At 35.9% G+C, this 26,687-nt stretch carries 26 protein-coding genes and 2 pseudogenes; 24 read left to right on the forward strand and 4 right to left on the reverse strand.

Annotated features, from left to right (window positions below; all coding sequences use genetic code 11):
- The first annotated feature begins 99 nt into the window (after window positions 1-99).
- From L950_RS14310 to L950_RS14390, 22 genes and pseudogenes are all read left to right on the forward strand, one after another.
- On the forward strand, window positions 100-1,116 hold the full coding sequence (locus tag L950_RS14310) for a LacI family DNA-binding transcriptional regulator (RefSeq protein WP_021187795.1): 1,017 nt from the start codon (window positions 100-102) through the stop codon (window positions 1,114-1,116).
- A 279-nt stretch (window positions 1,117-1,395) separates the two neighbouring features.
- On the forward strand, window positions 1,396-3,891 hold the full coding sequence (locus tag L950_RS14315; protein ID WP_231577284.1) for an alpha-amylase family glycosyl hydrolase: 2,496 nt from the start codon (window positions 1,396-1,398) through the stop codon (window positions 3,889-3,891).
- Window positions 3,892-3,912: 21 nt separating this feature from the next.
- The gene (locus L950_RS14320) at window positions 3,913-6,897 is read left to right on the forward strand and encodes a SusC/RagA family TonB-linked outer membrane protein (RefSeq protein WP_021187797.1); all 2,985 of its coding nucleotides are present in this window, start codon (window positions 3,913-3,915) and stop codon (window positions 6,895-6,897) included.
- Between the two features lie 19 nt (window positions 6,898-6,916).
- A complete protein-coding gene (locus L950_RS14325; protein WP_021187798.1) occupies window positions 6,917-8,473 on the forward strand; it encodes a RagB/SusD family nutrient uptake outer membrane protein in 1,557 nt (518 codons plus the stop codon).
- A gap of 26 nt (window positions 8,474-8,499) precedes the next feature.
- The gene (locus L950_RS14330) at window positions 8,500-9,474 is read left to right on the forward strand and encodes a SusF/SusE family outer membrane protein (RefSeq protein WP_197086436.1); all 975 of its coding nucleotides are present in this window, start codon (window positions 8,500-8,502) and stop codon (window positions 9,472-9,474) included.
- 49 nt (window positions 9,475-9,523) lie between these two features.
- On the forward strand, window positions 9,524-10,414 hold the full coding sequence (locus L950_RS28685) for an alpha-amylase family glycosyl hydrolase (RefSeq protein WP_156169692.1): 891 nt from the start codon (window positions 9,524-9,526) through the stop codon (window positions 10,412-10,414).
- A gap of 14 nt (window positions 10,415-10,428) precedes the next feature.
- A complete protein-coding gene (locus L950_RS28690) occupies window positions 10,429-10,884 on the forward strand; it encodes an alpha-amylase family glycosyl hydrolase (protein ID WP_197086437.1) in 456 nt (151 codons plus the stop codon).
- A gap of 12 nt (window positions 10,885-10,896) precedes the next feature.
- Window positions 10,897-11,370 carry a cyclomaltodextrinase C-terminal domain-containing protein gene (locus tag L950_RS28695; RefSeq protein ID WP_197086438.1) on the forward strand — a complete coding sequence of 158 codons (474 nt, stop codon included), beginning with the start codon at window positions 10,897-10,899 and terminating at the stop codon, window positions 11,368-11,370.
- Window positions 11,371-11,373: 3 nt separating this feature from the next.
- Window positions 11,374-12,021 carry a beta-phosphoglucomutase gene (gene pgmB / locus L950_RS14340; protein ID WP_021187800.1) on the forward strand — a complete coding sequence of 216 codons (648 nt, stop codon included), beginning with the start codon at window positions 11,374-11,376 and terminating at the stop codon, window positions 12,019-12,021.
- Between the two features lie 119 nt (window positions 12,022-12,140).
- Window positions 12,141-12,317, forward strand: coding sequence for a hypothetical protein (locus L950_RS35470; protein WP_262507095.1), 177 nt, complete (start codon window positions 12,141-12,143; stop codon window positions 12,315-12,317).
- Window positions 12,287-14,031 (forward strand): annotated as a pseudogene (locus L950_RS14345) (family 65 glycosyl hydrolase domain-containing protein); the annotation flags it as partial. The gene L950_RS35470 and the pseudogene L950_RS14345, both read left to right, overlap by 31 nt.
- A gap of 84 nt (window positions 14,032-14,115) precedes the next feature.
- On the forward strand, window positions 14,116-14,316 hold the full coding sequence (locus tag L950_RS36600; protein WP_231577287.1) for a glycosyl hydrolase family 65 protein: 201 nt from the start codon (window positions 14,116-14,118) through the stop codon (window positions 14,314-14,316).
- A gap of 19 nt (window positions 14,317-14,335) precedes the next feature.
- Window positions 14,336-15,568, forward strand: a complete 1,233-nt coding sequence (locus tag L950_RS14350) for an MFS transporter (protein ID WP_231577285.1) — start codon at window positions 14,336-14,338, stop codon at window positions 15,566-15,568.
- A 202-nt stretch (window positions 15,569-15,770) separates the two neighbouring features.
- Window positions 15,771-16,385 (forward strand): DUF4886 domain-containing protein, encoded by a 615-nt coding sequence (locus tag L950_RS14355; RefSeq protein ID WP_262507096.1) that lies wholly within the window; start codon window positions 15,771-15,773, stop codon window positions 16,383-16,385.
- Window positions 16,364-16,660: a DUF4886 domain-containing protein gene (locus L950_RS35480; RefSeq protein ID WP_262507097.1), complete on the forward strand. Its 297-nt coding sequence runs from the start codon at window positions 16,364-16,366 to the stop codon at window positions 16,658-16,660. The genes L950_RS14355 and L950_RS35480 overlap by 22 nt, the downstream gene beginning before the upstream one ends.
- Window positions 16,661-16,712: 52 nt before the next feature.
- Entirely contained in the window at window positions 16,713-17,660 is a 948-nt protein-coding gene (locus L950_RS14360) for a polysaccharide deacetylase (protein ID WP_156169695.1), read from the forward strand.
- Window positions 17,661-17,805: 145 nt separating this feature from the next.
- Window positions 17,806-18,201: a DinB family protein gene (locus tag L950_RS14365; protein ID WP_197086439.1), complete on the forward strand. Its 396-nt coding sequence runs from the start codon at window positions 17,806-17,808 to the stop codon at window positions 18,199-18,201.
- 159 nt (window positions 18,202-18,360) lie between these two features.
- Complete coding sequence (locus tag L950_RS14370; RefSeq protein WP_021187805.1) at window positions 18,361-18,876, forward strand: RNA polymerase sigma factor; 516 nt, start codon at window positions 18,361-18,363, stop codon at window positions 18,874-18,876.
- Entirely contained in the window at window positions 18,842-19,492 is a 651-nt protein-coding gene (locus L950_RS14375) for a hypothetical protein (RefSeq protein ID WP_021187806.1), read from the forward strand. Before L950_RS14370 ends, L950_RS14375 begins: the two co-directional genes overlap by 35 nt.
- A 5-nt stretch (window positions 19,493-19,497) precedes the next feature.
- Complete coding sequence (locus L950_RS14380; RefSeq protein WP_021187807.1) at window positions 19,498-19,971, forward strand: DUF4252 domain-containing protein; 474 nt, start codon at window positions 19,498-19,500, stop codon at window positions 19,969-19,971.
- A gap of 85 nt (window positions 19,972-20,056) precedes the next feature.
- On the forward strand, window positions 20,057-20,503 hold the full coding sequence (locus L950_RS14385) for a DUF4252 domain-containing protein (RefSeq protein ID WP_021187808.1): 447 nt from the start codon (window positions 20,057-20,059) through the stop codon (window positions 20,501-20,503).
- Between the two features lie 2 nt (window positions 20,504-20,505).
- A complete protein-coding gene (locus L950_RS14390; protein WP_031286845.1) occupies window positions 20,506-20,988 on the forward strand; it encodes a hypothetical protein in 483 nt (160 codons plus the stop codon).
- Between the two features lie 63 nt (window positions 20,989-21,051).
- On the opposite strand, the pseudogene sucD reads toward L950_RS14390, so the two are convergent.
- Window positions 21,052-21,928, reverse strand: a pseudogene (gene sucD, locus L950_RS14395) (succinate--CoA ligase subunit alpha).
- A 91-nt stretch (window positions 21,929-22,019) separates the two neighbouring features.
- On the reverse strand, window positions 22,020-22,553 hold the full coding sequence (locus L950_RS14400) for an RNA methyltransferase (RefSeq protein ID WP_021187810.1): 534 nt from the start codon (window positions 22,551-22,553) through the stop codon (window positions 22,020-22,022).
- Window positions 22,554-22,664: 111 nt separating this feature from the next.
- Between L950_RS14400 and rpsT the strand changes: the two genes are divergently transcribed.
- Entirely contained in the window at window positions 22,665-22,919 is a 255-nt protein-coding gene (gene rpsT, locus L950_RS14405; RefSeq protein WP_021187811.1) for a 30S ribosomal protein S20, read from the forward strand.
- A 139-nt stretch (window positions 22,920-23,058) separates the two neighbouring features.
- On the opposite strand, the gene L950_RS14410 is transcribed toward rpsT, so the two are convergent.
- Together L950_RS14410 and L950_RS14415 are read right to left on the reverse strand one after the other, a co-directional pair.
- On the reverse strand, window positions 23,059-23,901 hold the full coding sequence (locus L950_RS14410) for a DUF1080 domain-containing protein (protein ID WP_021187812.1): 843 nt from the start codon (window positions 23,899-23,901) through the stop codon (window positions 23,059-23,061).
- A gap of 43 nt (window positions 23,902-23,944) precedes the next feature.
- Window positions 23,945-24,778, reverse strand: coding sequence for a helix-turn-helix transcriptional regulator (locus L950_RS14415; protein WP_021187813.1), 834 nt, complete (start codon window positions 24,776-24,778; stop codon window positions 23,945-23,947).
- A 397-nt stretch (window positions 24,779-25,175) separates the two neighbouring features.
- On the opposite strand from L950_RS14415, the gene L950_RS14420 reads away from it, so the two are divergent.
- Window positions 25,176-26,666, forward strand: coding sequence for a succinate CoA transferase (locus L950_RS14420; protein ID WP_021187814.1), 1,491 nt, complete (start codon window positions 25,176-25,178; stop codon window positions 26,664-26,666).
- Window positions 26,667-26,687: the final 21 nt, after the last annotated feature.

Here is a 26,687-nt window from a genome sequence, read left to right on the forward strand (position 1 = left end):
TTTGTGTTTATACCTTTTTATACCTTAGCTATTCTTACTTTAAGCTTCATTTAAATCCTAAATTTGTTCTATATTTGAGATGCTTTTATTTCAGCAACAATGTCACATATAACAATTATAGAATTAGCGGAACGTTTAGGTCTATCCAAGTCTACAGTATCACGGGCTTTCCGCGATGGTAATGATATCAATCCAAATACAAAAGCACGTATTTTAAAAATGGCTGATGAATTAGGCTTTTCACCTAATATGTATGCGAGCAATTTAAGAGCTAATAAAAGCAGTACCATCGCTATTATAATACCTGAATTTGGAAATAAATTTTTTAGTCAGGCGATTAAAGGAATTGAATTGGTTGCCCGTTCAAAAAATTACCATACTTTAATTTATGTAACAGACCACCGCGTGGATAAAGAAGCTTCTATTATACGATCGTTGATCAACGGACGAGTAGATGGGGTTATTATGTCTGCTTCTGGTGAAGGCCATGATCATAGCCATCTTCAGGTACTAAAAGATAATAATATACCGGTTGTTTTCTTTGATAGAACTTATGATGATGTGAATACCAGCTATGTAACTGGAAACGATTTTGAAGCAAGTTTTGCTGCTACAGAGCATTTAATAGAGAACGACTGTAGACGAATTGCTTATTTAGTAATTAATCAAAATGTCTCTATTGGTAAGGTACGTATGGCGGGTTATCAGGCTGCTTTGGAAAAATATAAAATTCCTTTTGATGCTAATTTGGTGCTTGATACCGTGAATGAATCAGAAGGTAATATGGAAGACATTAAGAATTTGTATAAAATACAGAAACCTGATGGTTTATTTGCTTCCGTTGAACGTTTGGCTATTTCGGCAATGCGTGTTGCCAAAGATCAAGGAATTAATATTCCTTCTGAATTAAAGTTGATCTGCTTTTCATGTTTAGATATTGCAGATCTTCTAGAACCTGGATTAAGTGTTGTTAAACAACCCGCTTATGAAATGGGAAAAACTGCTACAGAATATCTGTGTCAACTGATTGCTAAACCGATTAGCTTCTCTAATCAAGAAGTAACTTATCTGGAATCTTCTCTAATTTTTCAGAAATCTAGTAAAAAAAATCATTAAAAAGTTTGGATTTAAGCCTTTAACTTTTATCTTAGATAAATATTGGGAACGTTCCCAGTATAGGATTACCAATTGTAAAGGGATTTTAGCTTTGAATTCATAGTATATTTTTAGCGTACAAGATGCTTTAATGCATCATTATGGGAACGTTCCCATAAATTATATTGCCAATTGTAAGGAGTTATGAGACATTATTTTATCTGTATATTTTTTAGTATATCGGTTATTTTTTTTAGTTGTAAAAAAAGTAATCCTGCCACTATAGCGATAGAAAGTGAAGTGTCTCCTAGTGATATTGGTTTAGTCACAACGAATAAGCTGTTTAATTACTGGGATGAGTCCATTACATTTATGTTTGATGTAAATAAGGGGAATCGGGCACTGGTATCGGCAGATGGACCATTGTTTTTACATATTGGGCTAATTACTGCTATAAGTAAAGATGAAAATGATTGGAAAGAGGTTGCTACGGATTGGACAAAAAATGATGATGCATTTAAGCTAAGCCGTCAATCTGATGGACGGTATAGCATCTCGTTAAAACCGAGTGAAGTTTTTAAAGGAATTGCTGGAACTGACGTGATTAAAATTGCGTTAGTAGTACGCAATGGTTCAGGAACAAAAATTCAGAGGAATAGAGATGGGTCTGATATTTATGTAGATGTTGCTACAAAAGGGGAAGTTCATCTTTCATTTTTAAAACCTAGCACACAGCCTACTTATATTTTAACATCGGAAAAAGAAGCTTATTTATTGAATGAAGAGCTCGCTATCGAAGTTTTTTCTACGGTAGCGGGCAAACTTTCACTACGTATTGATGAAGTTGAACAGGAAACTGTAAGCAATTCATCGCAGCACACATTTAAATGTAAGTTTGGAACTTTAGGTGTACATCTTATTACTGCTCGCATAGAAGTTAATGGAAATAGCTACGAGAAGAAGTTACGGATATTCGTTAATGATAAGCCTGAAATTGCAGCACTTCCTATCGGCGTCAATAAGAACGGTGTAACGATCGACAAGGAAAAGAAAACAGTGAGTTTCGCGTTAACTGCTCCTGGAAAATCAACTATTTTTCTATTAGGTAGTTTTAATAATTTTCAGGCAGAATCAAAGTATGTCTTGAAACAGACGCCTGATGGAAGTACATGGTGGTTAACAGTAGCAGATTTGGATTTTTCAAAAAAGTATACCTATCAATTTCTAATTGATGGTCAGTTAAGAATAGGGGATCCTTACAGCAAGTTAGTATTGGACCCAATCTATGATAGCAATTTAGGAAGTTCGGTCGCTGAGTTGCCAGCATATCCGATACAGCAGACTACAGGTCAGGTGAGTGTATTGGAATTGAATGGTACGGACTATCCTTGGAAAGTTCAAAACTTTAACAAACCAAATGCTTATGATTTAGTGATTTATGAATTGCTTACACGTGATTTTTCAAAACAGCATAATTTTAATGCGATACGCGATTCCATTCCATATTTAAAGCGTCTAGGTATTAATGCCGTCGAACTGATGCCTGTTCAGGAAAGTGAAGCCAATTCTACTTGGGGTTACAATCCTTCTTATCATTTAGCCGTGGATAAATATTATGGTCGTGCAAATGATTTAAAAAGTCTCATCGATAATCTTCACCAGTCAGGAATTGCGGTGATCTTAGATGTGGTACTTAATCATGCATTCGGACAATCACCTCTCGCTCAACTGTATTTTGAAGGACAAACCACGAGCTCTAACAATGTTTGGTTTAATATGATGCCAAGACATCCTTTTAATGTCGGATATGACTTTAATCATGAAAGCCCTTATACACAAATTTTTGTGAAGGATGTTCTGAAGTATTGGATTACAGAATTTAAGATAGACGGCTTCCGTTTCGATTTATCAAAAGGATTTACACAGAAAAATACGGGTACTGCAGAAACTAACGTTGGGTCTTGGTCTGCTTATGATGCTAGCCGGGTTGCGATCTGGAAAAATTATCATGATTATCTTAAAATTCTTGATCCAAGTTGCTATGTCATTTTAGAACATTTCGGTTCTGATCAAGAGGAACAAGAATTAGCTGCTGAAGGAATGTTACTTTGGAATAATTTAAATGGGAATTTTAATGAAGCGACTATGGGCTATAATAGCGGATCTAAATCGGATTTGAGTAGATTATTTGCGGAATCACATGGTTTTAAGACAGCTAATATGGTGAGCTACATGGAGTCTCATGATGAAGAAAGAATCCAATTTAAGAATGCTCAATATGGTTATGCTGACGGTTCTTATTCTGTTAAGAATCTTGCTACTGCTTTAGATAGGATTCAAGCAGCAGCAACGTTTTTGTTAACTAGTCCTGGTCCAAAAATGATCTGGCAATTTGGTGAATTCGGTTACGATATCTCGATAGATGAAAATGGTCGAACAGGGGAAAAACCATTGAAATGGGATTATTTGTCCAACATTTCTCGTAAGCGTTTATTTGAGCACTATGCAAAATTGATCAGGTTGAAAAAATTAAATTCAATTTTTAGAAAAGCAACATTATTATCGTCCTCACTGCAGGATGGATTGAAATATTATACCATGTCTGATGGAAATCAAACTGTATTTGTTATCGGAAATTTTGACACTGTAACGAGAGCGTTTCACATTACATCAGATTTAGCGGGGAGCTGGTATGATAATATGACTCGATCGAATCTAAATTGGGATCAAAATAGTCAGATTACAATTAAGCCTGGTGGATATTACCTTTTAAGTAAAACTAAATTAATAAACTAAACATATAAAATCAATTACATTATGAGCAAATTTACATTACGTGCTGTAATGACCTTTGGTCTTTTGATGATGCTTTGGATGAATGCTTTTTCACAAAATTCTTCACTTTCTGGTAAAGTGGTGGATGATAAGGGAGAAATTGTGATCGGAGCTACTATTGTAATCAAAGGAAGTCCAATTTCAACAGCAACAAATCAAAACGGGGAGTACACAATTAATCAAGTGCCACTAGGAAAGACGACTGTTACGGTCAATATGATCGGTTACAGTTCTATGGATTTACCGATCCAAATTGTCTCCGGTGCAAATGTGTTGAATTTCAACTTGAATTCAAGTACCAACGATTTAGAAGAAGTAGTTGTGATCGGTTACGGTGTGGCCAAGAAAAAGCAAATTACAGGTTCTATATCAAGTGTCGGTCCAAAAGAATTTAATACTGGGGTAGTGAGTTCGCCTGACCAGTTATTGGCAGGTAAAGTTGCAGGTTTGACGGTGAATAGATCAGGTGGAGACCCTACTGCAGGATCCACTATCCAATTGCGCGGACCATCGTCATTGACTGCTAGTTCTTCACCATTGTATGTGATTGATGGGGTAGTCGGTGCAAACATTGAATTGGTAGCACCAGATGATATCGTATCGATGGATGTTATGAAAGATGCTTCGTCCACTGCAATTTATGGGTCACGTGCTGCAAATGGAGTTATTTTCGTGACGACAAAACGCGGTAAAGCAGGTAAGCCTGTATTATCTTATAGTGGTTATGCTGCTATTGAAAGAGTTGCTAATCGTGTCAATGTGTTAAGTGCAGCTGAGCACAAGCAATTTGTTGCAGACAATGGTTTGACTGTAGCTGCCTCTGAGACTGGTTTTGATACTGATTGGCAAGATGAAATAACTCGGACTGGGGTTTCTCATAATCACAATCTCTCGCTAACAGGTGGTTCTGAAGGAACTCGCTATAATGCTTCTGTAAATTACTTTAATAACCAAGGTATTGTGAAAAGAAGTGATTTAGAAAGGGTCGTAGCGCGGGTTGGAATTGATCAAAATGCTTTTGATGATCGCTTGAAATTAGCGCTTAATGTTGCGAATAGTATGAACAAATCCAATCATGTAGACTACGGGATTTTTAATGGGGCAGCTCGTTATCTGCCTACTTCACCGGTTCGTTCTGATGATGTTGCTTATGCACCATATAATGGTTATTTCCAAGTACCTGGAAGAACAAACTATTTCAATCCTGTAGCCATGTTAAATCAACGCGATGAAGAGCGAAATAACAATACTTTGCTAGCTAGTTTAAAAGCGGATCTGACGATCTTCAAGGGATTGACCTGGACTAACGTGATATCGTATCAGCAAAATCAATTTGATAAAAAATACTATATGCATCGTACAGACTTTGATTCGAAAGCATTGGGAAGAGGATTTGCTGAACGTTCAAACTTGAAAAATATAGATAAGATTTTTGAGTCTTATGTTAATTATAATGTCACTAAGAATCTTCATTCTTTTGATGCAATGGCTGGTTATTCGTATCAGAAAACTAAAAATAATGATGGTGTTGTTGCTTCTTCTGTCGGTTTTATGTCTGACGATCTAGGAGGCAATAACCTTAATTTAGGAACCTTGCCAGATGGTTATAATCCTTATAGTACATATCCTTATATTTTAGAATCTTTATTGATTTCGGTTTATGGTCGTGTGGGATATAATTATGATGAAAAATATTTGTTAAGTGCATCTGTACGTCGTGACGGTTCATCAAAATTTGGAAAAAATAATAGATGGGCAACATTTCCTTCAATTTCCGGAGCTTGGAGAATAAGTAGGGAAAGTTTCATGCAAGACCAAGATTTATTTAGTGAATTAAAGTTACGTATGGGGTATGGTGTTTCAGGAAATCAAAATATAGATCCATATCGACAGATCATTATCTTCGGTCCTCAAAATGGTCAATTTCTATATAATGGTAATTGGATGAATGCCTATGGCGTTAACCAAAATGAAAACCCTGATTTAAAATGGGAAAGTACATCAATGTTTAATGCTGGGTTGGATTTTGAATTATGGAGAGGGCGTTTGGGAGGTACCATTGAATATTATAATAAAGAAACTAAGGATTTATTGTATGAGTACGACGTTCCTTCGCCACCTTATCAGTTCAATCGTTTATTAGCTAATGGAGCAAGCATGAGTAATAAAGGTGTTGAGATCACTTTAAATGCCGTCGTTTATCGCAATAGTGATTTTTCATATAATACAACTGTCAACTTCGCCCGTAATATCAATAAGGTTGGTTCATTAGCTTCTAATATCGAAAATATTGGCGTATCGCAGCGTTATGAAGGAAGTATTGGTCTTGACGGCTGGACCGGTCAAACGGCAGCAATTGTTTTACCAGGTCATGCATTAGGAACATTCTATGTTGCTAATTATATGGGCTACGATGAAGTTGCGAAGAAAACGATTTATCAAAAACCAACAGGTGAACTTGTCACACAGGATCAGATTTCGGCACCAGATGATTATATGGTCATGGGGCAGGCGCTTCCTAAATTTACTTATGGATGGAATAATAGTTTTCAATATAAAAACTGGGACTTAAACTTCTTCTTACGTGGTATGTATGGCAATCAAATTTTTAATGCTACCCGTGCCGATTTAAGCCGTCTTCAACAAGCAAATGTGACGAATATTTCTAAAGATGCAGTTGAAGAAGGCATCTTTGAAACGCCACTAATTGCTTCTAGCAGATTTATTGAAGATGGTTCATTTTTAAGACTAGATAATGCAACATTGGGTTATACATTTAGTACCAAAGAATCTAAATATTTAAAAAATGCTCGGTTGTATGTATCTGGACAAAATTTATTTACGATAACCAAATATTCGGGTGTAGACCCAGAGGTAAGTTTAGGTGGTTTAGCACCTGGTGTTGATAATAGAAATTATTATCCGAAAACAAGATCTTTCTTGTTAGGTGTGAAATTAACTTTTTAACCCTTATTCACAATTAGTTATGAAAAAGAGATTCAGTAAAATTCATTTATTCTTATTTGCCGGGTTACTGGTTGCAGGACAGTCTTGTACCAAATTTGACGATAAGATGTATTCAGCATATACAGAAGATACATTTCCCAAGACTCCAGAACAATTTATCGCCTTAACAGGGCCTGTATATACCAGTGCAAGAGGTTATTTCGATAATTATTTTAGTCTGCAAACAGCGGGATCTGATGAAGTTATTATCCCAACAAGAGGAGGAGATTGGTTTGATGGTGGAAAATGGCGGGACATGCATTACCATACTTGGTCAGCGTCACATGAAGTTGTTCAAAATAATTGGGATTGGGGTTTCAATGCAATAGGTACTTGTAACCGTGTGCTTAGTATTTTAGAACAAGCTCCTGAATCAACTACAAAAGCACAGACAATTTCTGAAATAAAAGCCATGCGCGCTTGGTATTATTTTATGATGATGGATGCTTACGGAAACATTCCGCTAGTTACCAGCTTTGATACAGGAACAGAGTTACCGGCAACTACAGCTCGGGCAGAAGTCTATAAATTCATTGTAAAAGATTTAGAAGATAATCTAGCAAATTTAAGTGAAGAAAAAACAGAAGCTACTTATGGTCGACCAACAAAATGGTTTGCACATACCTTATTAGCAAAACTGTACTTAAATGCACAGGTTTATAGTGGCACTGCAAATTGGAATAAGGTGGTTGAACATAGCAATGCTGTAATTAATTCGGGGAAATATGCGCTAGAAAATGATTTTTTGACGCAATTTAAACCTGATAATGGCGCTTCAAATCCTGAACCAATATTTTCAATTCCTTATGATGCTTCCCGTGCTATAGGGAATACTTTATTCAACCGTGTACTACATTATGCACATCGTCAAACCTTTGAATTGAGCATTAATCCGTGGAATGGATGGAGTGCACAACCGGCCTATTTTGACTTGTTTGAAAATGCGGATAATCGTAAAAAACAATGGTTATATGGTCAACAGTATAATTCTACTGGTCAACCTCTGAATTATAACGGACTTAATGTCGTGTTAGATCCATATAATTATAAATTAATACCTGGATCTGATTTTGACATTGGAGGAGCGGATGATGGAGGACGTTTAGCAGGTGCACGTTGTATTAAATACTATCCGGATAAGAACCAGATTAGTAATAATGCCGGCAATGATGTTGTTGTATTCCGCCTAGCAGACGTGTTGCTGATGAAAGCCGAAGCTGTTTTAAGAGGAGCTACAGCAGCAAGTGTTTCCCAAGCTGTTGATGCAGCTAATCAGGTCCGTAAACGTGCATTTCCAGTTAATCCGGAGAAACATTTTACGGCTAGCACATTAACTTTGGACGCTATTTATAAAGAACGTGCCTTAGAATTTACGTTTGAATTGACCAGAAGAACAGATATGATTCGTTTTGGTAGATGGGAAGATGCTCAGTTATTTAAACCAGCAAATGCTGGAGAAACTTACAAACGTCTATTTCCTATTCCCGCAAGAGCAAGAGCTAATAATTATAAATTGGATCAAAATCCTGGTTATTAATCTTTAAATGAATAGAAATTATGAAAATGTCTAATATATTTCGATTACTATTAGTTTTATTTGTTGGTATTACTTCCCTTTTGTTCTCTTGTAAGAAAGTGGAGCACGGTACGGACGTTCCAATATTGTCGATTAACGAAAGTACAGTTTCGACCATTCAAGTCGGGAAAAAATTAAAAGTTAGTTTTATTGCTAATCAGGTTACGGATTTTACATTCTCTATTGTACCCGTAAGTGCAGGCGAAGCTTTGATCACAGAAAATATTACTGTTGATCCCAATACATTTATTTTATCAAAAGAATTTGATATTCCTAATCAAGCATCATGGATAGGAGAGGCTTTACTCAAAATCAGTTATAATTCTTCAGGACAGATTATTGAAAAAACAAGACCAATTACTTTCACAGAGAGTAATCCACAAATGTTTCTTGTGGGAGGCTCAGTTGCCGCTGGTTGGGAACCAACTTTAGCGCTTCCGATGAGTTTGTACGATAAAGAAAGTAAAACTAAGTTTGAGATTTATGAGTACGTTACCGTAGATGGTTCTGGATTTAAATTTTTACCGACTAATGTTGACTGGACAGATGCTTTTGGTAAAGGAGAAACAGACGGAACATTATTACAAAGCGGTGATGCTGGAAATATTACTGTTTCTTCGAATGATTTTTATAGAATTCGGATGGATTCTGAAGCTAAAACCTATGAAGTGTCAAAATCAACCTGGGGCGTTATCGGTAGTGCAACTCCTAAAGGTTGGGATAGTGATACAGATTTAACTTTTGTAGGAAGCAAGGGAGTATATACCTGGAAAGTAACAGTAAACCTGGTTGCGGGTGAATTAAAATTCCGAATGGACGATGATTGGGCTGTGAATATCGGAGGCGACTTATCCGCTCTACAACAAGATGGTGCCAATATAGCAATTGCTACTGCTGGTAAATACGATATTGAACTGTCACGAACAGCTTCAGGTTATTCTGCAAAAATTTTTAAAAACTAATTTAATAGGGAGCATGAGGCTCCCTATTTCTTCAAACTTTTTTTGAACGATGATACGTTTATTGTTAAGTGGTGTTTTTATGCTACTTCAGCTTTCTTATGCCTTCTCTCAAGGTAAATTTTCTATACAAAGAGTCGAACCTTTGCATTGGTGGGTTGGTATGAAATCTTCTGATTTGCAGTTGATTATTTATGGAAAAGGCATTGGGAAGAGTACGGTTAAAATCAAGAAGCAAGGCTTAACCTTAGTCAAAACTAATCCGGTTGAAAATTCCGATTATTTATTTCTAGATCTATCGGTTGACTCCGACGCAACTGCTGGCTTTTATCCAATTGAATTTTATGAAAATAATAAGCTAGTAGGAAGCTATAAATATGAATTAAAAAATAGAGAAACATCTTCTGTGAAAGCTCAGGGTGTCCATTCCGACGATTTGATCTACTTAATCATGCCAGATCGCTTTGCCAATGGAAACACAAAGAATGATCAAATAAAAGGTTTACGGGAGATTCAGGTAAACCGTGATTCCATGTATGCTCGTCATGGTGGTGATATAGATGGTGTTATTCAACATCTAGATTATCTAGCTGATCTAGGAGTTACTTCTGTGTGGTTAACACCAGTACTGACCAATGATATGCCCCAGGCTTCCTATCATGGTTATGCAAATACAGAAAACTATCATATTGATCCACGATTGGGAACCAATGAAACCTACCGTAAACTTGGAGAGGAACTACACAAACGAAATATGAAATTGGTACATGATGTCGTTCCGAATCACGTAGGACTGTATCATTGGACCGTAATTGACAAGCCTTTTAAAGACTGGTTGCATGAATGGCCAAGTTTTACACAAACCACTTATAAAGATCAGACTATTTTCGATCCTTATGCTTCCGTTGCAGATCGCGAGCGAATGGAAAAGGATGGTTTGTAGAGACGATGCCCGACATGAATCAAGAAAATGAATATGTTCAGAAGTATATTCTACAGAGTCATATTTGGTGGATTGAGTATGCAGGTATTGATGGTTTTCGTATAGATACCTATCCATACAACGATTTGGATTTTATGGCTAAATGGACAGCGGCAATTCAAAAAGAATATCCTCAGTTTTCATTCTTTGGTGAAACATGGGTACAGTCTGTACCGAATCAAGCTTATTTCTTAGGAGGAAAACGTGTTGGCCAGTCGATCGATACGAAGCTTGATGGTGTCACTGATTTTCAATTAAATTATGCTATCGCAGATGCATTGAATAATGAAAAGGATGGTGCAAATAGATTGTATGCAACTTTAGGATCGGATTATCAATATCCTAATCCATTAGCGAATGTAATATTTTTAGATAATCATGACAAGGACCGTTTTTTCTCTGTGGTTGGAAGAGGACATAGAGAAATATAAAGCGGCATTCTCTTGGTTGCTGACATCTCGTGGTATACCACAGATGTATTATGGTGCAGAGGTATTGATGAAGAATTTAATAGACCTGATGGCTTGCTACGTGAAGATTTTAAAGGTGGATTTGCGGGTGATACTGTTAATAAATTTAATGCTTCAGGCCGATCTGATGCAGAAAATGAACTGTTCGATCATATTAAAAAGTTAGCGAATTATCGTAAGAATAATACGGTGCTACAATATGGAGCAACACAGCATTATGTACCGGAACATAATGTGTATGCATATTTCAGATCTCACGAAAACCAAGTGGTATCTGTTTTTATGAACTGTAATGACAAGGAGGTTAAATTACCCTTAGCTCGATTTAAGGAGAGTATGAAAGAAACAACGCGAATGAAAAATATTTTAACAGATATCGATCAAGAAATACCATTGGAAATTACATTAAAACCTCATCAAACAGTGGTGTTTGAATTAAAAAAATAAAAAATGAAAAGTGCATTGGACCTTTTGAAGGAAATTAAGGGAGTAATTTTTGATCTTGACGGTGTTTTGGTGGATACTGCGGTATTTCATTTTCAAGCTTGGAAAAGACTTGCTCAGGAATTGGGATTTGATTTTACAGAGATTGAAAATGAACAATTAAAAGGTGTAAGTAGAATTGCTTCACTAGAGAAAATTTTAAACTGGGCTGGAGTTGATGCTTCTGAAAGTGAAAAAATAGAAATGGCAGAACGGAAAAATCGCTGGTATTTAGATTTAGTTGAACAAATGAAAGCAGATGAAATTCTACCTGGATCTCTTGAACTGTTGCATTGGTTAAAGAAAAATGGATATCAGGTTGCATTAGGGTCTGCGAGTAAAAATGCACCGCTTATCCTCGAGAAAACGGGTATGATTTCTTTTTTTGATGTCCTTGTTGATGGTAATAGTGTGAGTCTTTCTAAACCTAATCCAGAGGTTTTTTTAAAAGCTGCCCGTGATCTTAAGTTACTTCCAGAAGTATGTCTGGTGTTTGAAGATGCGCAGGCCGGGGTAGATGCTGCAAGGGCTGCAGGAATGAGTGTGATTGGTATCGGTTCAAACTTGAATGGAACCGATTTGTCAATCAGCAGTTTGGAAGAAGTTTTAAATTAATTAGTTGATTTTGCAATGAAAAATTACATCGTCCACGATGAGTGGAATATCATAGAAGAAGGGTTTCAGCCCGCATATAATGAAGTCTCAGAAGTATATTTTCTATTGGAAATGGAAGAATGGGACAAAGAGCAAATTTTGAAGAAGACTATAGCGGTAAATCATTATCAGGATCATATTTGGCTGGAGTTTATTATCCTGATAAACCCGCGTTGGTTGGTGGAAAAATGGTTATCCTGAATATTTTGCGAAGGTTATTAACGCTATCAATTGGATTGGTCTTCATATCGAAGTGAATGGTGAGGTTTTGGATCTCGCAAAATGTGATGTACATAGTTTTCAACGAAAACTGGATATGAAGCATGGATTATTAATTCGATCTTTTGACGCTAGACTTCAAAATGGTATGGAGATTCGTGTAAAGAGCACGCGGATATTTCATCTTTTTCAGTCTGAAACAGCATCTTTAAAATATACTATCCAAGTTCTGAATCAAAAAGCTTCTTTACAGGTGGAGTCTTATTTGGAAGGAGATGTCGTGAATAGAGACAGTAACTATGAAGAACATTTTTGGAATTTTATTTCAAGTGGTACATCAGATTCACAGTTAAATGTGACGATGAAAACGAAGAAAACAGATTTCATAGTCCGTGCTGATTTGTTTAATAACTTTACTTTAAATAATAAAACTCTGGAATCCAAACCTTCAAAAGAAGGTGCATATGTTTCTGAAAGTGTAGCAATTTCTGTAGAGCCAGGTGATATATTCTCTGTAGAAAAACGTGTTTCAATGGTTACTTCTCAAAATTATAGTGAAACTGAATTAGTTGTGACGGGAAAAGCAAATATCGAAAAAATTTCTGCCATAACATTTGATGAATTACAACATAATCAGGCGTTGGCCTGGGGAAATTTCTGGAATGAAAGTGATATTGAGATCACTGCAGATGTTGCCGCACAGCAAGCTATTCGTTTTAATATATTCCAATTATACCAAACTTATACTGGCGAAGATTCCAGACTTAATATTGGTCCAAAAGGATTTACGGGAGAAAAGTATGGTGGTGTGACCTATTGGGATACAGAGGCTTATTGTGTTCCTTTTTACCTTGCTACGCAACCCTCGGCTATTGCCCGCAATTTATTGCTGTATCGCTATCAGCATCTGGATAAGGCGATTGAGAATGCCGCAAAACTTGGTTTTTCAAAGGGAGCGGCTTTATATCCTATGGTTACAATGAATGGAGAAGAGTGTCATAACGAATGGGAGATTACTTTTGAAGAGATCCACCGTAATGGCGCAATTGCTTTTGCCATCTACAATTATCAGCGCTATACCGGTGATTGGTCATATGTCGAAAATTATGGGCTTGAAGTATTGATCGCTATCAGTCGTTTCTGGGCACAACGTGTCAACTGGAGTGCGGAGAAGGATAAATATGTTATACTGGGAGTTACTGGTCCTAATGAATATGAAAACAATGTCAATAATAACTGGTATACCAATACGATTGCTAGCTGGTGTTTAAAGTATACGCTGGAATCCATACAAACGTTAAAAGATAGTGATCATATCAAACTAAAGGTCTTATTTGAAAAAGTTGCTTTTAAGCAAGAAGAAGCCGTTGCATGGCAGCATGTCATGGATCATTTATATTATCCGATCGATACTGAAAGCGGGATATTTTTACAACAGGATGGTTATTTAGATAAAGAGCAAGTCTTAGTTGCTGATTTGCCTGATACAGAGCGACCGATCAATCAAAAGTGGAGCTGGGACCGTATTTTGAGATCATGTTTTATAAAACAAGCAGATGTACTTCAAGGCTTATATTTCTTTGAAGATCAATATGATTTAGATACGATAAGAAAGAATTATGATTTTTATGAACCGCGAACTGTTCATGAAGTTCACTGTCACCCTGTGTTCACGCTATTTTAGCTTCAAAATTGGGTAATGAGGCTAAAGCATATGAATTTTACCTTAGAACAGCCCGTTTAGATCTGGATGATTATAACAATGACACCGAAGATGGATTACACATCACATCGATGGCCGGAACCTGGATGTCTATCGTCGAAGGTTTTGCAGGGATGCGGGTGAAAAACAATACATTGATTTTTCAAACTTTCATTCCTAAAACTTGGGAAAGTTATGCTTTTCATGTTCAGTTTAGGGGAGTGAAATTATTTGTGAAAATAAAACAGCATGATTTTGAACTGATCAATAAGTCTAATCAAGAAATTAATATTATTTTTAACGGAGAGGCAATCTCTGTTAAGCCAAGTGCATAACCAGCTAAGCAATAAAATTATGATTTCAAAACTGCATAAACCAAAACTGTCAACTGTTCAGATTATCAATATGAGCATAGGCTTTTTGGGTATCCAAACAGGGTTTGCTCTTCAAAATGGTAATGCCTCGCGCATTCTCCAAACATTTGGAGCTGATGTTGAGCATTTATCACTTTTTTGGTTGGCAGCTCCGATCACCGGAATGATCGTTCAGCCCATAATAGGCTATTATAGTGATCGGACATGGAATAAAATTGGACGTCGCAAACCTTATTTTTTGATCGGTGCTATTTTAACTGCAATCGCACTGATATTAATGCCTAATGCTGCACTGTTTACGGCTATTTTACCTCCGTTATTAGTAGGTGCGGGAATGTTGACCATTATGGATGCATCAATTAATGTTACGATGGAACCATTTAGGGCGTTGGTTGCAGATAATTTACCGAGTTCACAACGGAGTTTAGGATTTTCTGTTCAAACCTTTATTATCGGATTTGGGGCAGTAATAGGATCTTGGTTACCGTATGTGTTAACTCATTATTTTGGAGTGGAAGGAACAGCTGCAGAAGGGGTAATTCCTCTCAATGTCATATATTCCTTTTATTGTGGGGCAGGTATATTGCTGTTATCCATTTTATGGACAGTTTTATCGACAAAGGAGTATAATCCAACGGAATTAGCTTCTTTTGAAGATGCATCTCAAGAAGTTGAAGTTGAGCATCGTTCTGGTTTATTTGCTATTGCTGCAGATTTTAGATCCATGCCAAAGACGATGAAACAATTGGGTGTCGTACAGTTTTTTTCATGGTTCGCACTTTTTATGATGTGGGTGTATACTACTCCCGCAATTGCAGAACATATCTTTTATTTAAAGGGGGGGGATAAATCGAAGCTTTACATGGATGCAGCCAATTGGGTAGGAGTGCTTTTTGGTATTTATAATGCCATTTCGGCAATCTATGCTTTGTTTTTAGCTAAGATAGCAACTAAATTTGGGCGCAAGCAGACACATGCTTTTTCACTTGCTATGGGAGGTCTAGGATTGATGTCGATATTTATAATTAAAGATCCCAATCTCTTAATTATTCCTATGATTGGGGTAGGACTGGCTTGGGGAAGTATATTAGCAATGCCATATGCTATTTTGAGTGACAGTTTGCCTGCAAAAAAATGGGGGTTTATATGGGGATTTTTAATTTCTTCATCACATTTCCTCAGATTGTCTGTGGTTTTTTTGGAGGTTATATGATCAAGATATTCTTTGATAGTAATTCTGTTTACGGGATATTATTAGCAGGTGTCTTTATGCTACTTGGTTCATTATCTGTATTGCGCATTAAAGATAAATTTAAGATATAATATGGATAAAAAGCTTCTCTATTGAGAAGCTTTTTTTGTTCAAATTGAAAGATATTTTTTAATTTAGAGCTTATCTGTATAAATGCATTCATATGTTTAGCACTCGAATTACTTATATTCTTTTTCTTTTTTCTTTTATTTTTCTATCAAAATTAAAGGCCCAAACTGATGACCGGACATTAGATGATGGGGTGATTCGTATACTGGCTATTGGTAATAGTTTTTCGGAAGATGCTATTGAAAACAATTTATTTGAACTGGCAAATGCTCGGGGGAAAAAAATTGTGATCGGTAATTTATATATAGGAGGAGCACCCTTGGAGCTACATGTTAAAAATGCTTTGGGAGATAGTAGTGCCTATAGCTATCGAAAAGTAGATGAATCCGGAGCGAAGAGCGTACATGAGCATATGAAAATATCGGCTGCGCTTTTAGATGAACCATGGGATTATATCAGTTTTCAACAGGCAAGCCCTCTATCGGGAAAATATGACACTTATGCAAAGGATTTACCTTTGCTATATGCTTATGTAAAGGAGCATGTCAAGTATCCGGAAACTAAGTATATTCTACATCAAACATGGGCTTATCAACATGATAGTGATCATAGTGGATTTAGTTTATATGAACGCAATCAAGAGCAAATGTATAAAGCTATTGTATCGACATCTGAAAAGGTATATAAATGGGGAATTTTTCAATTTTGATTCCTTGTGGAACTGCAATACAAAATGCTAGAACGACTTATATCGGAGACCATTTTACCCGGGATGGCTATCATCTTAATTTAAATTATGGTAGATTTATTGCGGCCTGTGTTTGGTATGAAGCCCTATTTAAGGACGATGTTCGGAATAATGCGTTTGTACCGCTTTCAATAAGTTATGTTGAAAGTAAAATAGCAAAGCAAGCCGCTCATCATGCTATTATACATCCATATAATATAACGCTTCTCACGGATTATACTTTTTGGACTTATTGATATCTTATCGATGAAACAGAAAAGGCAAAGATTTTCATTTAAACACATCTATTTGGTCATATTATTCGTGATTCTTGCATCCGATGTGATTTATGCACAACGTTTTGAACATATTGTGGACTATAATGTAAATTTTGCCAATGTTTCTTACAAAGGAAAGCAGTATGTTGGTATTCGAAGTTTTCAGGACCAAGGTCAGAACTACGTGTTGTCAGTAGATCCAATAACATTGGAGACATACGTGTTGAATCGTAATGCTTGTAAAATTGTAGCCGTTACTTCCATTGAGAAGGTACCATATTTTGATTCATCTTTGTATATGAAGAGCTTTAAACATGTTCGAAGTAATGAACAGGTGCTTCAAGATGCTGGAATTGATTTTCCCTTTCCAAAGGAGCGGGGCATTAATCTGACTATTGATTTATGCCCATCGCATAAACCATTAGATAAAATTGTTTTTGAGACTCTATTTGTTGCTTTTAAAGGTGTTGAAAATTCGCTTCCAGTTGCTATTTCTCTTTCGGGGAAATGGATTTTGAATCATGAAACGGACCTACAATGGCTCATTAATTTACAAAATAAAGGGTTATTAACGATAACATGGATCAATCATACTTATAATCATAAAGTGAATAAGGATCCTTTAAATCATAATTTTTTATTAGCAACAGGCACTGATGTAAATTATGAAGTAATAGCCAATGAGAAGTTGATGCTTTCTAAAGGAATAGTTCCGTCCATCTTTTTTAGATTTCCAGGTCTTGTTTCGAGTAATAAAATTATTGAACAGGTATTAAGTTTTGGTTTGATACCAGTAGTATCAGATGCGTGGCTTGCGAAGGGACAGCATGCAAAAGACGGCAGTATCGTTTTAATTCATGCCAATGGAAATGAAGAGATAGGTGTACAAGATTTTATTCAATTATTGAAGAGTGAACAAAGTAATATTAAGAGTAAACACTGGATTTTACATGACCTGCATGAAGGTTTCCAGTATTAACATTTATTTTTAAAATAGATTAAGTAAATCATTTTTGTATTTAAAATAAGGTTATGAGTATTAAAAAGAGTTTTCTGATTGAATTAGAAAGAGAGACAAGTAATACAGGTCGTGTTTTGGATCGCATTACAGATGAACATCTGGATTGGCGTCCACACGAAAAATCGATGAGTTTAGGCGCATTGGCAGACATGTTGTGGAATTGCATAATTGGGTTTCTAAAGCTATTCCGAAGGATGTCTTCGATTTTAAAACTGATTATCAACCTTTAAAAATTAATTCCATTGACGAATTAAAAGATATTCTAATCAAAGGTTTAATTGCAAATAAGGAAACTATTGAACAATTGCCTGAAGAGGACTGGTTAAAAGAATGGGTGTTAAAATCTGGTGACTGGGAAATGGCACGATTGCCCAAGGCTGGAGCCGTGCGCTATATCATTACCAATCACCTGATCCATCACAGAGGTCAGTTGACTGTTTACTTGAGATTATTGAATATTCCAGTACCAGGACTTTATGGTCCTTCTGCTGATGAATAGACTAATTTTAAACCGAAGCTAAAAAGCTTCGGTTTTTTTATGTTCCTTCGTATAAGGAAGACAATTCCTAGAATATAACAGCACCAATTATTTTTTTTTAAAAAGTATGTAATATTTCGATACCCTTTCATGTCTTCTATATAAAAGCGATTAAAATTTATGAACCAAGAAACCTTTAAAACGACAGTCTTCATCCATAAGGATCGGTTATTTCGTTTTGCAAATAGGTTTTTGCTAGATCAGGATGATGCGTTTGATTTGGTTCAGGAAGTATTATTAAAGTTATGGGAATCGAGGAATGAACTTTTAAAAATTACGAATATCGAAGCTTATGCGATGCGAATGACAAAAAACTTTGCCTTGAATAGATTAAATAGAGAGGGGGTCAAAACAAAATATATGGCACAACTTGATCAAGATATTCAAAAAGAAAAGTATCCTTCCTTAACTAGAGAACTTATCTTAAAATTCATAGATCAGCTCCCTGAAAAGCAAAGACTGGTGATGTATCTCAGAGATATTGAGGAATATGAAATTGCAGACATTGTTGCCTTGGTCGGAATAGATGAAAATGCAGTGCGCGTAAATTTATCGCGAGCTCGAAATGTGGTAAAAGTCAATTTGACAAAAGTATTTGATTATGAAGAAAGAAGAATTAAAGAAATTAGAAGCTAAATATTTAGCAGGAGAAACGACTCTTGCCGAAGAAAGGTTACTAAAGGAGCAAAGCGAAGAGGGGTATTTTTCGGTCTTATCAAAGCAGGATAAAGCGGAGATGCCGTTGGATTTTGAATCTTTTTTAACAACAACAGAAAAGGTGCAATCTGTCCATCTGCCGCAAAAGAGAAAAATATGGACATTGTTTTCGTCTATCGCAGCAGCTGTTTTGGTCATCTGTTTAGGTATATGGTATTTGCCTAATCAAAAAGCAGTGGAAGAAGAAGAGGTGGCCACTCTTAAGATTCCCTCGAAGGAGCATCATGAAAAGGATATCATTGAAACGAAACCATTGGTTGAGAATAAAGAAAGTGAAAAAAAGCTATCACGGAATTCAACGGTTGTAAGGATCGATACTTACAATAGTGACCGATCAGTTTTAAAGCCAGAATTAGATCTGGCAAGTGAGCCACTTGCGTCAGAAGAATTTTATGTAGAGGTCAATGGGGTAAAAATTACAGATGAAGCGGAAGCATTAAAGATTACTGAAAATGCACTGCTATTTGCCTCTTCGAACTTAAAAAAAGGAATGAAGGAAGTTGAAAATATAAAATGTTTAAGTATTGAATTATAAAAATTATGAAAACGATATTATTAGTATTAGCGCTATTGTGTTCAAGTTTGGCACATGCTCAACTATCGAAATTAGATGAGATCTTCGAGCAATATAAAGAAGGAAAAGGGGTGACTTCTATTAAAATTGGTAAGCCTATGTTCAGCATGCTGAATAAGATGAAATTATCCGATAATGAAGTAAATAGTATAAAACCATTGCTTTCTAAAATAAACAGTATTAAGATGCTGATCTTAGAAGAGGCAGATCTAGGAGTACAATCTGATGTATCAAAAGCTATTGGCAAATTGAAATACGAAGAATTGATCACCATTAATTCGGAAGGTAATAAAATTAAATTTTTAGCAGAAGATACAGCAACTGATGTTATTAAAAATCTATTGCTCAGCATTCAATCTGAAGGAAGTACGATTTTTATGATCCTGGATGGTAAGGTGAGCTACGATGATGTAAATAAATTGGTCAATACTAAACAATAGGATTATGAAGCATTCAATAATTATAGGAGCCCTTTTACTCTTTTGTCTGACCTTGCAAAGTTGTTTTGTTAAAACAAGTCCAAACATGTCGTTTGTGAGTAAGAGAGACCTCTCAAGTGATACGGAAGTTGCATCAATAAGGGTACCGATGTTTTTAACAAAAGCATTTATTAAAGGTAAAATAAAAGAATTAGATGAAGAGGATGCGATTGCGGCATTGGCCTTGCGGAAAATCAAGAAGTTAAAGATCATGACAATTTCTGGAAATAAAAAAGATAATCTCATGAGTAAGTTTAATGCTTATCTAGCTAAAAATAATTTTGAAGAAATGATGAGTTTGTATAGTGAAGGATCAAAAATTACGATTAATACAGAGATGAAGAAAGATCATGTGAAGCGTGTGCTATTGGGGATCGCAGATGAGGAGGACTATGTTTTTGTTGATATTAAGGCTGATCTGGATTTAAATGAGTTATCTAAAATGATCGAGTATTACGAAAAGAAAAATAATAAAACTAAAATAATAAACTAGTTATGGAAAAGTTAATAACCGCAATTGCACTTGTTTTTAGCGTGTTTACCGCTCAGGCACAGCTTTCTAAAGTTAATGAATTTGTAAATTCATTGCCGAAAAAACAAAAAGGGATAGACATCTTTAGATTTAGTGGTGCTAATATAAAAGATGTAAACAAACTTAGCGATGGAGATTTGTTTATGGATATTAAACAATTTGTTCCCGATTCTTTATTGAAAGATATTCAAGATTTGGTCATCTGCCAAATTGGGGCTGAGCAAGCTAAAGAATCTAAAGCTCTTGAAAATGCTATAAAAAAAGCAGATTTAAAAACGCTGTATGCTGTAGAAACAGATGGTGTGGCAGTGCAGATGTTGACAACAGATTTTGATCAGAATAATGCGCACGATTTACTAATTGATGTGAAATCGGAAGATGATTCCAGAATAACTGTCATGCTAAAAGGAAAGATTCCAATGGAGTTGACTGGTAACAGTAAGTAGAAGGGGGTATATATAAAAAAAGCCTTGCAATTTTTTGCAAGCTTTTTATATTTAAGCTTACGCTTAGTTTTTCTTAGCTAATTCTTCAGCGATTGCTTTTCCGATTTCAGCAGGAGATTGTACTACACGGATGCCACACTCAGCCATGATTTCATCTTAGCAGCTGCAGTATCGTCAGCACCACCAACAATAGCACCAGCGTGACCCATACGACGTCCTGGAGGCGCTGTTTGACCCGCGATGAAACCTACTACTGGTTTAGTACCATTTTCTTTAATCCAAAGAGCAGCTTCAGCTTCCATACCACCACCGATTTCACCGATCATGATGATTGCTTCAGTTTCTGGATCATTCATTAATAATTCTACTGCTTCTTTAGTTGTAGTACCAATGATTGGGTCACCACCGATACCGATAGCAGTTGTAATACCTAGACCAGCTTTTACAGTTTGATCAACAGCTTCGTAAGTTAATGTTCCTGATTTAGAAACAATACCAACATTACCTTTTTGAAGATGAAACCTGGCATGATACCAATTTTAGCTTCATCAGCAGTGATGATACCTGGACAGTTTGGTCCGATTAAACGAGAATTTTTGTCACTCAAGTAAGATTTTACTTGAATCATATCTTTAGTAGGAATACCTTCAGTGATACATACGATTACTTCGATACCTGCTTCAGCAGCTTCCATAATCGCATCTGCTGCAAATGCAGGAGGTACGAAAATAATAGAAACGTTAGCACCAGCTTTTTCTACAGCATCTTTAACAGTATTGAATACGGGACGGTCTAAATGTGTTTGACCACCTTTTCCTGGTGTAACACCACCAACTACGTTTGTTCCGTACTCGATCATTTGACTAGCATGATAAGTACCTTCTGTTCCAGTGAAACCTTGAACAACTACTTTTGAATCTTTATTAACTAATACACTCATTTCTTCTTAAAATTTTGCATCACAAATCTACTATTTTGCATTGGAAATAGGAAGTAATATAAATACTTATATCCCCTTAATTGATAAAAAATTAAGAGAACTTACTTTTTTGAATAAAATCCCAAGTTACGATACCAATTGTGACAGATACATTGAAGGAATGTTTTGTTCCAAATTGCGGAATTTCGATACAATAATCCACTAATGTCATGACTTCTTCATCGACACCATTCACTTCATTGCCAAATATTAAAGCATACTTAGCATCTTTTGCAGGTATAAAGTTTTGTAATAGTACACTGTTTTCGGCTTGTTCGATCGCAATAATGGTATACCCCAATTCTTTTAAAGTTTTAATTGCTTCCGTAGTTTCCTCGACATGTTCCCATGGAATTGTTTGTGTCGCACCTAAAGCTGTTTTTTCAATTTCGCGATGTGGAGGTGTAGCCGTGATACCACATAAGAATATTTTTTCTATTGCAAATCCGTCAGCCGTTCTAAAAGCTGATCCGACATTATGCATACTTCTCACATTGTCTAGAACGAGTGTGATAGCTGTTTTCTCTTGGTTTTTGAATGTTTCAACATCAGCACGTTGCAGCTGATCCATGGATAATTTTTGCATGTTGCAAAGATAAGTATAGAAAACTTTAAAATAGATTTTGAATATTAGAAATAAGATGTTATTTTTGCATTCCGAATTTTAAGTAAAGAACGAATAAAAATTAGCTAAAAAATGGCAAATCATAAATCAGCGATCAAAAGAATTAGAGCAAACGCTACAAAGCGTTTAAGAAACCGTTACCAAGCAAAAACTACTCGTAACGCAATTAAAAAATTACGCACTTCTGCTTCAGCAGAAGAAGCTAAAACTTTATTGCCTCGTGTAATTTCTATGCTTGATCGTTTGGCTAAGAAAAATGTAATCCACAAGAAAAAAGCTTCTAACAACAAATCTAAGTTAACTAAATTTGTTAACGGTTTAGTTTAAGCTTTCAGTATAATATATAAAGGGATACAGTTCTCTGTATCCCTTTTCTTTATGTTTTTACTTTACCCTGGATTTTCTCTTTTCCAAGCGAATGAATGTAAATAAAAGTGTCGAGATTCTCGACACTTTTTTATTTTTCTTATTTTTCCATTACCGCTGCAATTGCCTTTTTCAGAGCCGCTGGGTTTTTCATATAAGGTTCTAAATCGTAAATCTCAACCTTTTTAAAGTCTATAGGATGACTCTCGCTTTGAAGAGAGATTGTTCCTTTACTGAGTAGTTGCCCCGCTTTTGTTTTTGGAAGGTCAGAGTGCGATACATTTCCACCACCATATTGCGGCTTCTGATATTCGAGAACTTTTTCTCCATTTACAAAGTGTTGGATAATTGAATCTCCTAAGACAAGAAAATCTGCTGTTACCCATTGATCTCCATGATAAGTTTTCGATGTAGAGCTTACACAATGTGGTGTAAATAATTTATTGTTCATGACAACATTTGTACCCGGTGTACATAGATTACTTGTTGTCCGGTCATTTGTTCCGTCGCCACCTAATAACTGTCCTTCAATTGAAACTGGAAAATCTTGATCTTTTGCCATTGTTTTAGGATCTTGACCATGTAACATAGCACCACTGTTGCGCCACGCCCAACCTTCACCTCCATTAGCTTGATCGCCAACGAAACGATATTGAACACGTAGGATGTAAGCAGAAAATTCTTTGTTGTAGAATAAATGGCCATATTGTTGATCAAATTGATCATACCCATCATATCTTACTTTTAATAAACCATCTTCAACACGAAACGTATTCGCATAGTTTTCTCCAACCTCGTGCTTGCTAATTTTTGGCGTCCAATTTTTTATATCCTTGCCATTGAACAATTGTAATGGTTTTGGTTTCTTGTTCAGTGAGCTGGCGCCAACTGAAACACACAGGGCAAGTCCTGCTAAACTAAAAAATAGTTTTTTATAATTCATTATTAAGATTTTAGGTATTAGAGAACTAAAATACTTAAAAATATTAAATTAACAATTGTTTTTGCTTTACATATTCGCTTGGTCTTACACCTATCACTTTATTAAAGGTATTACTGAACGTCGGCAAACTACTATAACCTACCTTCAGAGCAACTTCATTTACACTCAGTTTTTCATCTAAAAGAAGTTTAAGAGCCGTTAACATTCTTAATATTGTATAATACTGTATAAAAGACATGTTGAGTTCTTTCTGGAAAAGACGCGCTAATGTACGTTCGCTGATGTTGAATTTTTGAGAAAGTGTTTTAAAGCTTACATTTTCCTCAATGCGGCTTTCTAAAAAGGTGACGATATCTTTTAGCTTTTGATTGTTCGGATAGGGGAGTGCCAATGGTAGCTCGTGCTGGGAGACTTCAGGTAATAATAATTTAAATGCTTTTGCAAGCGAATATTTAGGCTCTTCAACAGGGAAAATATTACCATTCCATCTGTTTGTGAACATGATCAACTCATTAAGAAGATCGTCGACAGGGTAGATGCTTATCTTCTTGTAGAACTCCTGGTCAGTATCATACTTTGGAAAATAAAGATTACGCATAACCACATCAGGGGTGCTCGGATGAATACTGTGGCGAATGCCAGCCGGTATCCAGATGTAATGTCTTGCAGGAAGAAAATAGGACTTCTCAGCTGTTTTTAAAAAAACAACACCACCTTCTGTGTAAAGAAATTGATCTTTATTGTGCACATGCTCGGTAATAAAATTTTCGCCAATTATAGCATGGTGACAATAGATGCTATCCTCAAAAGAATCCACTTCTGTTACGTAATAACGATTAACATATTTGGGATCTTTTATATCGCTTTTTATATTCATGATTTCCTTCCGTTTCCGTTGCAAAGTTAAAGTTTTTATACAAAAGCTTTGTATTACTTTATGAATGTAAGTTAATACTCACCATTATTGATTGTTAATTTGGGTATGTAAGTAAGTGTGTACTAATTTTTTGAAATTTCTTAAATAATTAAGAGGTTGATTGACAGTGTTTTATGTGTTTCCAAATATTTAATATTAAAACGATTTCTTCTGATAAAAAATATTAAATGCTGATTTATAAATAATTACAAATATATCGTCTTTATTGGATAATTTTGTGACTAATTGCAATAAATTGACATAGAAAAAATAACTTAATATTGTTTGTTCTAATATTCAAACAATTACTAAGAATATGTTTGTAAATATTAGTAAATTGGGAAATAAGTAAAGGAATATGTCATACGATAGAATTAAACTTAAAAGTTTACTTGATAAAGTAATTACAGCAGAGCAGGCTGCACAACTATTTGAAAATGGTATGATCGTTGGCTCAAGTGGATTTACGAAAGCCGGAGACAGCAAAGTCGTATTGCCAGCTTTGGCAGACCGGGCGAAAACAGATCCTTTAAAGATAACATTGATCACAGGTGCTTCTTTAGGTCATGGCACAGATGGTAAGCTGGCTGAAGCTGGTGTTCTTGCTAAGCGTATGCCGTTCCAGGTGGACCGAACACTTAGAGGAAAGATCAATAGCGGGGAAGTCCTATTTATTGACCAGCATTTGAGTGAAACAGCAGAGTTGCTGCACAATAAGAATTTAGCCTCTGTTGATATTGCCGTACTTGAAGTAGCAGCGATTGAAGCCGATGGTAGTATTATTCCGACCACTTCAGTGGGTAACTCAGCAACTTTTGCTGCTTTAGCCAAGCATGTGATTTTAGAAATAAATACAGCTGTTCCGATGGAGATTCGTGGCATCCATGATATCTATCAAGCCGAAGATTATCCAAGAAGAAACGTTATACCTATAGTAGCTCCTGAGAATAAAATTGGGCGAAAAACAATTGCCTTAGACCCTTCAAAAGTCGTTGGAATTGTATTTACTGATATCGAAGATAGTCCGGCAGATATTGCAGAACCAGATACCAAGACAACGGCTATTGCCAGTCATATCTTAAATTTCTTTGAGAAAGAAGTAGAAATGGGACATCTGTCTTCCAGTTTATTGCCGCTTCAGGCGGGGATAGGTAAAGTTGCGAACGCTGTTTTAATGGGTTTTAAAGACAGTAATTTCCGCAATTTAACGATGTTCTCAGAAGTTTTACAAGATAGTACCTTTGATTTAATTGATGCGGGAGTAATGGATTTTGCATCGGCTTCTTCCATTACGGTTTCAAAGCCCTGCTATGATCGTGTATTTGGAAACTTGGATAAGTATCGTGATAAGATGGTCTTGAGACCGCAAAATATCTCAAATACTCCAGGATTAATTCGTCGTTTGGGTGTTATCGCTATTAATACGGCTATTGAATTTGATATTTATGGCAATGTAAATTCCACACATATTTCAGGTACCAATATTATGAATGGTATAGGTGGTTCAGGTGATTTTGCAAGAAATGCTTACTTAAGTATATTCGTTACACAGGCAGCATCAAAAGAAGATCGTATTTCGCATGTGTTACCCATGGTATCACATGTTGATCATACAGAACATGATGTTGACATATTAGTAACTGATATCGGTCTAGCTGATTTAAGAGGATTAGCTCCTCGTGAACGCGCTCAAGTTATTATTGATAACTGTGTTCATCCAGATTATAAAGAGCAGTTACAAGACTACTATGACCGCGCCTGTGAGCGCGGGGGCCATACACCACATATCTTGGAAGAAGCATTTAGCTGGCATGTGAATTTGCGCGATCAAGGAAGTATGAAGAAATAAAAAAAGAGTGATACAATAAAA

Origin of the sequence: Sphingobacterium sp. IITKGP-BTPF85 (genome assembly GCF_001006065.1) — a bacterium.
Lineage (GTDB): Bacteria > Bacteroidota > Bacteroidia > Sphingobacteriales > Sphingobacteriaceae > Sphingobacterium > Sphingobacterium anhuiense.